1 protein-coding gene is annotated in these 752 nt (G+C 57.7%); it reads right to left on the reverse strand.

Features of this window, described 5'->3' with window-relative positions:
- A partial coding sequence (locus ACTHUR_RS13725; RefSeq protein ID WP_440399084.1) for an LPS-assembly protein LptD occupies positions 1–752 on the reverse strand: 752 nt, incomplete at both ends.

The following is a 752-nucleotide window of genomic DNA, read 5'->3' on the forward strand; positions in this document are numbered from 1 at the left end:
ACCTGTGGCAATAGTCGGAACGAGCAGGCCGCTTTTGCGGTTGCCGTTGATGGGGAAGTCCGCCCAAGGCGTGTAGAGGACGGGGACGCCGCCGAATACGAGCGAAGCGTGTTTGGCTACGCCGATACCTGTCGATTCATCGGCTTCAATGCTTTGTGCTTGGATATACCAGCTGGCGTCGCCGGGCGAACAGGTGTTGAATTTGGTATTGATGAGCTTGTAGAGGCCTTTGCCTTTGAGTTCGGCTTTTTCGCTGACACTTTGAAGGCGGCGGCCGCCTTGTTCGGTATTGAGGCGTACGGCAGTGCCGGAACCGGTTTGGTCTTTGAGGTTGTAAACCAATTGATCGCCGGATACGGTCGAACCGTTTTGATACAGGGTGAAGCGGTCGCCGGCGGTAACGGTATCGGTGGCTTGGTCGTATTGCGCCCAATCGGCATTGAGAACATCGGCATTGCGCTCGACAATGACGTCGCCTTCGGCACGGACGCCGACTTGGGTCTGACCTTCTATTTTATCGGCGTTGACGCGGGTGTAATCGGCAGGCAGTGCAGGCTCGCCGCTGCGTTTGATTTCGGCGGTTTCGGCCGGCTTGGCATCTTCGTGGTCGCAAAACAGGCAAGTGCTGCCCAAGGAAAGCGGATCGGCTTCGCTTTGGCTGGTTTTTACCGGTTTGGATGCGGCGGTGTGGGCAGGGGTATAGTCTTCCGCCTGCGGAACAGAAGCATCTTCCGCGCGTACGGCTGTTGCGC

Source organism: Neisseria sp. P0021.S007 (assembly GCF_051956855.1).